At 77.5% G+C, this 9,160-nt stretch carries 6 protein-coding genes; 4 read left to right on the top strand and 2 right to left on the bottom strand.

Features of this window, described 5'->3' with window-relative positions; genetic code table 11:
• Nucleotides 1–938, bottom strand: a 938-nt coding sequence (locus VR45_RS16415; protein ID WP_159394232.1) for a DEAD/DEAH box helicase, incomplete at its 3' end; no start/stop codon positions are given.
• 231 nt (nt 939–1,169) lie between these two features.
• On the opposite strand from VR45_RS16415, the gene VR45_RS16410 reads away from it, so the two are divergent.
• A complete protein-coding gene (locus VR45_RS16410; protein WP_052709137.1) occupies nt 1,170–2,708 on the top strand; it encodes a DUF4192 domain-containing protein in 1,539 nt (512 codons plus the stop codon).
• 73 nt (nt 2,709–2,781) lie between these two features.
• Here the strand turns inward: VR45_RS16410 and VR45_RS16405 are convergent, their stop codons facing one another.
• The gene (locus VR45_RS16405; RefSeq protein WP_045940504.1) at nt 2,782–4,098 is read right to left on the bottom strand and encodes an alpha/beta fold hydrolase; all 1,317 of its coding nucleotides are present in this window, start codon (nt 4,096–4,098) and stop codon (nt 2,782–2,784) included.
• Nucleotides 4,099–4,740: 642 nt separating this feature from the next.
• On the opposite strand from VR45_RS16405, the gene VR45_RS16400 reads away from it, so the two are divergent.
• From VR45_RS16400 to VR45_RS16390, 3 genes are all read left to right on the top strand, one after another.
• Nucleotides 4,741–6,873 (top strand): glycogen debranching N-terminal domain-containing protein, encoded by a 2,133-nt coding sequence (locus VR45_RS16400; RefSeq protein WP_078896570.1) that lies wholly within the window; start codon nt 4,741–4,743, stop codon nt 6,871–6,873.
• Between the two features lie 149 nt (nt 6,874–7,022).
• Nucleotides 7,023–7,781 (top strand): NUDIX domain-containing protein, encoded by a 759-nt coding sequence (locus VR45_RS16395; RefSeq protein ID WP_045940506.1) that lies wholly within the window; start codon nt 7,023–7,025, stop codon nt 7,779–7,781.
• Nucleotides 7,782–7,978: 197 nt separating this feature from the next.
• On the top strand, nt 7,979–9,160 hold a 1,182-nt coding region (locus VR45_RS16390; protein WP_199925953.1), incomplete at its 3' end, for an ATP-binding cassette domain-containing protein.

Genomic DNA, 9,160 nt, shown 5'->3' with positions numbered 1-9,160 from the left:
GCCTTGACCCGGTTGGCCAGCAGGTCGGCCTCGGCGGTGCGGCGCTCGGCGTCCTCGGTGCGGCCGGAGTAGGCGGCCACCGCGAAGCCGCGCTCGCGCAGGAAGGCCGTCACCTCGTCGGCGGCGGCGACCGTGAGGGTGTAGACGATGCCGGAGCCGGGCAGCCGGTCGAGGTGGTCGGCGAGCCAGGCCAGCCGGTGCGCCGGGTCCGGCAGGGTGAGCACGCCGAGGGTGAGGCTCTCGCGGTCGAGCGGGCCGCGCAGCACCAGGGCGTGCTCGTCGCCGGCGCCCGTGCCGAGCTGCTCGGCGACGTCGGCGGTGACCCGGGCGTTGGCCGTGGCGGTGGTGGCCAGCACCGGGACCCCGGGGGTGAGCTCGGCGAGCATGGTGCGCAGCCGGCGGTAGTCGGGGCGGAAGTCGTGGCCCCAGTCGGAGATGCAGTGGGCCTCGTCGACCACCAGCAGGCCGGTGGAGGCGGCGAGCTTGGGCAGCACGTGGTCGCGGAAGTCGGGGTTGTTCAGCCGCTCGGGGCTGACCAGCAGGACGTCGACGGCCCCGGCGGCGACCTCGGCCTGGACGGCGTCCCACTCGTCGGTGTTGGCGGAGTTGATGGTGCGGGCGTGGATGCCGGCCCTGGCGGCCGAGTCCACCTGGTTGCGCATCAGGGCGAGCAGCGGCGAGACGATCACCGTCGGGCCGGCGCCCCGGGCACGCAGCAGGGAGGTGGCGATGAAGTAGACGGCGGACTTGCCCCAGCCGGTGCGCTGCACCACCAGGGCCCGGCGGTGGTCGACGACCAGGGCCTCGATGGCCGTCCACTGGTCCTCGCGCAGGGTCGCGCCGGGGCCGGCCAGCTCGCGCAGGACGGCCTCGGCCCGGGCCCGGACCTCGGCCCGGTCGGCGGTGGTGGCGGTGGTGTGGGTCTTCGGCTGCTCCATGGCGTCCATGAAACCCCGAGGGACCGACAGCGGGCGAACGGCGATGGGTGAGAAGCGGGCGAAGTCCGGAGGTATTTCATCCGTTCTTCTGCTGAACGGACGTCATTTTTCCCTCGGGAGAGTGGGGCGACCATACGCCGAACGAGGGAGGAGTTATTCACAGGCCGGGTTTATCCACAGATTCCGAAGAATTTTCCGAGGGTCCCGGGAAATTGGGACAGCCTTCGGGCCATGACCAACGAACACATCGCGCTTCCCTTCGGCGACGGTCCCGGTGGCTGTTCGCTCACCATGCGGGGCCCGGCCGACATGGCCGAGGCGCTGCCCTACCTCCTCGGCTTCTTCCCGGACGACAGCATCGTCGCCGTCGGGCTGCAGCCGCCGGGCCTGCACCAGGGCGGGGTGATCCGGCTGGACATCCCCGAGTCCGCGGCCGAGTGGCCGGCCGCCGCGGAGGAGACGGCCGCGCTCATGGTCCAGCTCTCCGAGCGGCAGGAGCAGCGGCCGGTCCAGGTGCTCCTCTACCTCTGCCAGGATCCGGCCGTGCGCGGGCCGGGCCGGGAGCACGGCCCGCCGGTGGCGGAGCGGCTGCGGCCGCTCGCCGAGCGCCTGCGGCAGTCCTTCGAGAGCCGGGGCGTGCGGGTCAAGGAGTCGCTCTGCGTCTCGGCGGGCCGCTGGTGGTCCTACCTCTGCACCCGGGAGGGCTGCTGCGATCCGGGGGGACACCCGATCCGGCGCGAGCCCGGGCCCGGTCCGGTCGCGGTCGCGGCGACCGTCGCCGGCCTGGCACCGCGCGGCAGCCGCAAGGAGATCATGGCCGGGCTGGCCCCGATCGGGCCGCCCGGGGCGGAGTCCGTGCGGGCGGCCCTCGCCCGGGCCGGGGCCGGACCTGGGGCCGCCCCGGGCGGACGGCGGCCGGTCGACCGACGGGAGGGCGCCCGGCTGATCGACACGGCCGTCGCCGAGTTCATGGCCGGGGCCGTCTCGCTCGACGACGACCGGGCGGCCCGGCTGCTGCTGGCGCTCCAGGACCGGGTCCTGCGGGACCGCGCCGCCGAGTACGCCCGGCCGGCCGAGCTCGCGTCCACCCGGCGGCTCTGGACCTTCCTGGCCACCCGCTGCGTCGCGCCCCACGAGCGCCTCGCCGCCCCGCCGCTCACCCTGCTGGCCTGGGTGTCGTGGGTCGCGGGCGACGCCGCGACCGCACGGGTGGTGCTCGGCCACACGCTCCGCCGTGCCCCCGGTTACCTGCTCGCGCAGCTGCTCTACGAGTCGATGAACGGCGGGTTCGCGCCCGAGGTGCTGCTGGCGAGCATCGAGGAGGAGCGGTGGCGCCGCACCGAGCGGGAGCGGGCGGAGGGCGGGGCGGCCCCGGACCTGTCCGCCGGGCCGGGGCTCGGTGGTGCGCCCGGTCCCGGCACCGACCCGGCCGGGGGAGGAGCGGCGGAGCCCGGGTCCGGAGGCGCGGAGGCGGGACCTCCGGCGCGGGGGAAGGCCCGACGGGGCCGACGGCGGCGCGGTCGCCCGGTGGCGGGCTCGCCGCCCGCCGACACCCCGCCGGGGCCCGCCTCCGGTACCGCCGACAGCACCGACCCCACCGACAGGACGGAGCACCCCGGTCACCCGGCCGGGCCGGACGAGGTCGAGCGGGGCGGGCTCTGCCGGGCGAGGGTCCCCGGTCCGGCGCCCAGGGCGGCGGCCGTCCTGCCCGGGGTCCGCCGGCGCCGGGGCGCGTGCGGGGCGGAGCGGGGGCAGCGCCGTGCGCGGTGACCTCCGGGGCGGCCCGGCCGGGCTCCCCGACCGCCGGGCGGGGAGCCGCCGGGCGGCCCGGGGCGGGGGCGCGCTACAGCTCGCCGCGCGCCATCGCGATCAGCCGGTCCAGTACCTTGCCCCCGCTGACCCGGAGGCCGTCGTGCTCCCACTCGTTGGTGATCCAGGTCCGCACCCCCCGCACGGCCCGCGCGGTCTCCAGCGAGTCGGCGGTGTCGACGTACATGTCGTCGTGGTACACCGCCGCGAACACCGGCACCTCGTTGGCGGCGAGCACGGCCGGGTCGTACAGGTCCGGCCAGTCGGTGCGGGCGGCGAGCAGTTCCGCGGTCTCCTTCAGCGGGCGCAGCGCCGGATCGGTGTCGAACATCGAGGGGTAGATCATCTCCCCGGTGAACAGCACCGGCGCGCCCGACTCCAGCGCGGCGCGGGCGTCGAACTCCGGGAACTCCGCGCGCACCCGCTCGGCCGCCCAGGCGGTTCCGGCCGGATCCACCGAGCGCTGGCCGTAGATCGACTCGTGCAGGACGGCGTAGAGCGGGCCCTGGGCGAAGGAGAGCTGCGCCTGGGCGCCGGCGAGGAAGGTGTCGGAGAGTTCGGGGCCCTCCACGCCCTCCACCCAGGCCTCCTCCAGCAGGTAATGGAGGGTCCCGGAGCCGCTGCCGGTGCCGAGCAGCATCCCGAGGGCCTGGAACGCCTCGACGGTGAGCAGCCCGCCGTCGGGCAGGGTGGCCGGGGTCCCGGCGAGGTGCCCGGCGATCCGCCGCACCGCGTCGACGTCCTGCGGGAACCGCGCGTAGTGGCCCTCGTTCTTGCCGACGACCCGCGGGTACGCGGCCCGGTAGACATCGTCGGCGGAGCTGCGCAGACCGGCCAGGCCGCCGGTGACGAAGGCCCGGTCCAGTCCCTCGGGAGCGATCGAGAGGTAGGTGAGGGTGCAGAAGCCGCCGAAGCTCTGACCGAGCACGCTCCAGCGGCGGTCCCCGCCGAGCAGTCGGCGGCGGATCAGTTCGGCGTCCCGCACGATCGAGTCGGCCCGGAAGTGCGCCAGGTACTCCGCCTGCTCCTTGGCCCCGCCCCGCCGGGCCAGCGTCTGCCGGGTGGCGGGCGTGGACCGCCCGGTGCCGCGCTGGTCGAGCAGGAGCACCCGGTGGTCGTCGAGCGCGCGCTCCAGCCAGCCGTCCCGGCCGAGCGGCCGGCCGGCCTTGCCCCCCGGTCCGCCCTGGAGGAACAGCAGCCAGGGCAGGTCGGTGTCCCCGGTCCGGCCCGAGGCCACCACCTCGCGGGCGTACACCTCGATCTGCTCGCCCTGCGGGGCGGCGTGGTCGAGCGGCACCTGGAAGACGTGGTCGGTGAAGGCAATCCCGGGCAGCCGGCTGGCGGTCGACATACAACTCCTCGGTCTCTGCTGGTCACAGCGGTCGCGTCGGCTCCGCCCGGGGTTGCCGGTGGCGGGCCCGCGACCCCCGCACCGTATCCTGGCCGCGGCCCGGGGCCGCCTCGGGCGGCAGCCGCCCGCGACCGCCCACCCGGCGGGCCCGTGCGGCCGGGCCGGAACCACGGATCGGCAGCCCCGGCGGGCAGCGCGCGGTCGCGGTGCACCGGACGGGCCCAGGACGCCCGGCGGGCGTGACCTGTGGCCGGTCTCCGGCGTTGACCCCGGGGGCCCTGCGCCCGGGCGCCACCGCCCCGGGCGGGGTGGACCGGGACCCGACCCGGCACCGGTGACGGCGCCGTCGGGCGGGGGCGCCGCGGTCGGCGGCGGGGTGCGGTCGGACCGTCGGGCCCGACCGGGCAACGGGGAGGCGGGGGCCTCCGGGCGCGAGAACGCCCGGGGACCAACGGCGCGGGGCGGGTACCGACCGGGTACCCGGCACCGCATGGCACGGCCCGGCACCGGGTACGGCCAGACACGGCACAGACCGGCGGGGGATCCCGTCGGTCCGGAACCAGCACGCGATCGAGCATGCTCGCGGCCCATCGGCCTGACCGGCCACCGGACCGCCGAGGGGAGGAGAGTCCGGTGACCGCGATGAGGCCGCCACAGGCCGCACCGGCCGAGAGTGTGGTCGGCGCGCCGAGACCGGCGGGCCGGCCGGACCAGGCCCACCCGGCCGGCGCCGGTGGTCCGGCCAGGTCCGCGCCGCCGCGCCCGCAGCCGGCCGCGGTCCACCACGCGGTGCTGTGTGTGAAGGCGCCGGCGATGGCCGCCTCGGACCCCGACGGCCAGTTGCGCGGGCACGGCCTGCACGGGTTCTACCGCTCCGGCGTCCGGGTGGTGGCCCGGATGGAGCTGCGGCTCGGCGGGATCGAACCGCTCCCGCTCCAGGGCACCCTGACCACGGCGGCCCAGGCCCGCTTCCTGGGGGCCGTCCGCCTCCCCGGCGACCTCGACCCGGACCCGGCGCTCACCGTCGAGCGGCTGCGGCACGCCGACGGCGTGGAGACCGTCACGGTGCGCAACGCCGGCGGCCGCCCGGCCCGGCTGCCGCTGGAGATCGCGCTCTCCACCGATCTCGGCCCGGTCGCCGAGATCGCCGCCGGCCACCGCTCCCCGGACCTGCCCGGCCAGGTCCAGTCCGCGGGGCTGCGCTGGGCGGGGCCCACGCACAGCGCCACGGTCAGCGCCCAGCCCTCGCCGCACGCCGTGCTGGCCGGTGCCGGTGTGCTGCGCTGGGACCTCGACGTCCAGCCGGGCGCGCGGTGGTCGGTCGAGCTCCGGGCCGAGCTGGAGAGCACGGTGCCCGCCCCGCGCCCGCCCGGCGGTCGCGGCCCCGGCGTCCCGCTGCCCTGGGCCGAGCCCGAGGTGCGCTGCGACGACCCGCGGGTGGCCCTGGTGGTGTCGCGCTCCCTGGACTCCCTGGGCGGTCTGCTGTTCGCCGACCCGGACCGGCCGACCGACCTCTACCTGGCGTCCGGCGCGCCCTGGCGGTTCGGCCTCGCCCCGGCCGACGCGCTCTGGGCGGCCCGGCTGACCCTGCCGCTCGGCACCCGGCTCGCCGCCGGCACCCTGCGCGCCCTGGCCCGCCGTCAGCAGCAGCCGGCCGCCGGGGCGGGCGGGCCCGGCCAGGGCGGCCGCCGCCCGGAGGGGCTGCTGCCCGGCGCGCTGCGGCACGGCGGCCCCGAGCTGCCGCCGACCTGCACCGCCACCGAGGCCACTCTGCTGTTCGTCACCGTGCTGGCCGAGGCCTGGCGGTGGGGCCTGCCCCGGGCGGAGGTCGCCGAACTCCTCCCGGCCGCCGAGCGCGCGCTCGGCGCGCTGCGCGAGGGCCTGGTGGACGGCTTCGTCACCGACCTGAGCCGCCCGGTCGAGGAGCGCGCCGCCCACCCGGTGCCGGCCAGGGCCGAGGTCCAGGCCCAGGCGCACCGGGCGGCCCTGCACGGAGCCGACCTGCTGGCGGCCTTCGGCCGGCCCGGCGCCGAGGAGTGGCGGGGCTGGGCGACCGCCCTGCGCGGCCGGTTCCGCGAGCGGTTCTGGCTGGACGACCTGTCCGGCGGGCGCCCGGCCGCCGGGCTCGCCCCGGGCGGGCAGCCGTTGCCCGCCGTGGCCGCCGCCCTGGTCCACCTGCTCGACCCCGGCCTCGCCGCCGACGGCGGCCGCCACGAGAGCCTGCTGGACCGTGAGCAGACCAGGCTGCTCGCCCAGCGGCTGGCGGCGCCCGAGCTGGACAGCGGCTGGGGGCTGCGCACGCTCAGCGCCAAGTCCCCCCGGTTCAATCCGCTCGGCCACCGCAGCGGGGCGGTGCGGGTCCACGAGACCGCGCTCGCGGTCGCCGGGCTCGCCGAGGCCGGCCACGAGAACGAGGCGGGGGCCCTGCTGGAGGGGCTGCTCGCGGCGGCGGCCCACTTCGAGGGGCGGCTGCCCGAGATGTACGCGGGGGAGCAGTGGACGCCCGGCTCCCCGCCGGTCCCGCACCCGGGTGCCTGCCGGCCGGCCGCGGTCTCGTCCGCCGGGGCCGCGCACGCGGTGTTCGCGCTCGCCGGGGTCCGGCCGGACGTCCCCGGCGGGCGGGTGCTGGTCCGCCCGGCCAGCACCGCGCCGCTCGGGGAGCTGGAGCTGACCGGACTGCGGGTCGCCGGCGAGCCTTTCTCGGTGCGGGTCAGCCGGATCGGCGTGGCGATGGTCGAGGAGGCGTCCGCGGAACTCCAGCTGGTGGCCCGCTGACACCGCCACCACTGCCGTCCGCCCGCAGCCCGGTCCGCACCGGGCCGGGCCGGGCGCGGCGGACGGTCGGGAGGGCCGGGAGGGCCGTCGCAGCACGGTCCGTACGCGGCCCTGTGCTTATCGTCAGAGAGACGACTATGATCGTCGCCATGTCGCGTTATGACCCGTCGGCCTTCCCCCCGTTCGCAGTCACGGTCGACCTGGTCGTGCTGACGGTGCGCGAGCACGCGCTCTGTGCCCTGCTGGTCCGCCGGGGCGAGCCGCCCTACCAGGGCTACTGGGCGCTCCCGGGCGGCTTCGTCCGCCCCGACGAGGGCCTCGCCGAGGCGGCCTCGCGGGAGCTGGCCGAGGAGACCGGCCTGCGGGCCCCCACCGCCCCCGGGCACGACACGGCCGGGCCCGGTGCCGCCGGCGCCCACCTGGAACAGCTCGCCACCTACGGCCACCCCCAGCGCGACCCGCGGATGCGGGTGGTCAGCGTCGCCCACCTGGTGCTCGCACCCGACCTGCCGACCCCGCGCGCGGGCGGCGACGCCAGCGGCGCCCGTTGGGCCCCGGTCACCGAACTCCTCGGCCCGGACCGGGCCGACGGTGTCCCGCTCGCCTTCGACCACGGGCTGATCCTGGCGGACGGGGTGGAGCGCGCCCGTTCCAAGATCGAGTACTCCTCGCTGGCGACGGCGTTCTGCGCCACCGAGTTCACCGTCGGCGAGCTGCGCCGCGTCTACGAGGCGGTGTGGGGCGTGGTGCTCGACCCGCGGAACTTCCACCGCAAGGTCACCGGCACCCCAGGCTTCCTGCTGCCCTCCGGCGGCACGACGACCCGTCAGGGCGGGCGCCCGGCCCAGCTGTTCACCTCCGGCGGAGCCAGTGTGCTCAACCCGCCGATGCTGCGTCCGGAGGCCTGAGCCGCCCGGTCCGCGGGTCTCGGTCGCAGGATCGGATTGTCCCCTGATCGGGTGAGGTGTGCGGGCGGTCGGCCCGTGGCGTTCCCGTAATGCCCGGAATCTCCGCCGCGGGCCCCTAATGTGCTGGCGCGGAACCGTGCGGGTGCGACCCGGCGCGCCGCGGACCAGGTCGGCCGAGGGCATGGGAGCAGCCAGCGATGATCCAGATCACCGGACTGACCAAGGTTCACCGAGGGGGAGGCCCCCCGGTGCTGCTGGACCTGACCTTCGAGGCCCGCCCGGGCGCGGTGACGGCCCTGCTCGGCCCCGAGGGGGCGGGCAAGTCGACCGCGCTGCGGCTGATGCTGGAGCTCGAACGGGGCCGGGGCGTCACCCTCTTCGACGGCCGCACCTACCGCCGGCTGCGCCGGCCGGAGCGCGAGGTCGGCGTGCTCCTGTCCGGACCCGGCGACGTCCCCGGGGCGGCCGACCTCGCCGGACACCCCGGCCGGAAGGCCCGGGGACACCTCAGGATGCTGGCGGCCGCGGTCGGCGCGCCCGCCCGGCGGGCGGACGAACTCCTGGAGCGGACCAGGCTCGCGGCCGTCGCCGAGCAGCGCCTGCGCACCTACTCGCCGGGCATGCACCGGCGGCTCGCCCTCGCGGCCGCTCTGCTCGGCGAGCCCGGCACGCTGCTCCTGGACGCGCCCACCGAAGGCCTCTCGCCGCGCAATGTGGAGTGGTTCCACGCCTTCCTGCGGTCCTTCGCCGCGGACGGAGGGACGGTCCTGGTCACCACCCGCACCCCGCAGGAGGCCTCGCAGCTCGCCGACCGGGTGGTGACGCTGGACCGGGGGCGGATGGCGGCGGACCAGTCGGTGACGGAGTTCCGGCGCACCCGGCTCAGCCCGGAGGTCGTGGTGCGGGGTCCCCAGATGGCCCGGCTCGCCGATCTGCTGGCCGGTCAGGGCGGGCAGGTCCGGCGGGACGGCGGGACCGAACTCGCGGTGTCCGGCGTCGGCCGGACCGAGATCGGCGAACTCGCCTACCGCCACGGCATCCTGTTGCACGAACTCGCCGACCGGGTCGTCGAGCGACCGGCCCCCCGGGCGGACCTGCGGGTGGTCGCGAGCGGCCCGGGCCGCCCCCGGACGCCCGAAGCCGCAGACGCGCCGGTGGCCCCGGCGGCGGTGACAGTCGGACGGGCCGACCAGGCCGACCAGGCCGGACTGGGCGAACGGGCCGACCGGACGGTGGCGATGCCGGTGGCGCGGCCCCGGGACCTGGAGCCCGCACCCACCCTCGCCCTGCCGGTCGCGCCGTCCCCGGCAGGCGGCTCGTCGGCCGTGGCGGCGCCGGCCGCGCCGGGGCCCCGCCTCGGCGCCCGGGCCGTCACCCGG

The sequence above is a fragment of the Streptomyces sp. NRRL S-495 genome, from assembly GCF_000966955.1.
Classification (GTDB): Bacteria; Actinomycetota; Actinomycetes; order Streptomycetales; family Streptomycetaceae; genus Kitasatospora; species Kitasatospora purpeofusca.
Note: the sequence above shows the minus strand (reverse complement) of the source record. Positions and strands in the feature narration are given on the sequence as shown.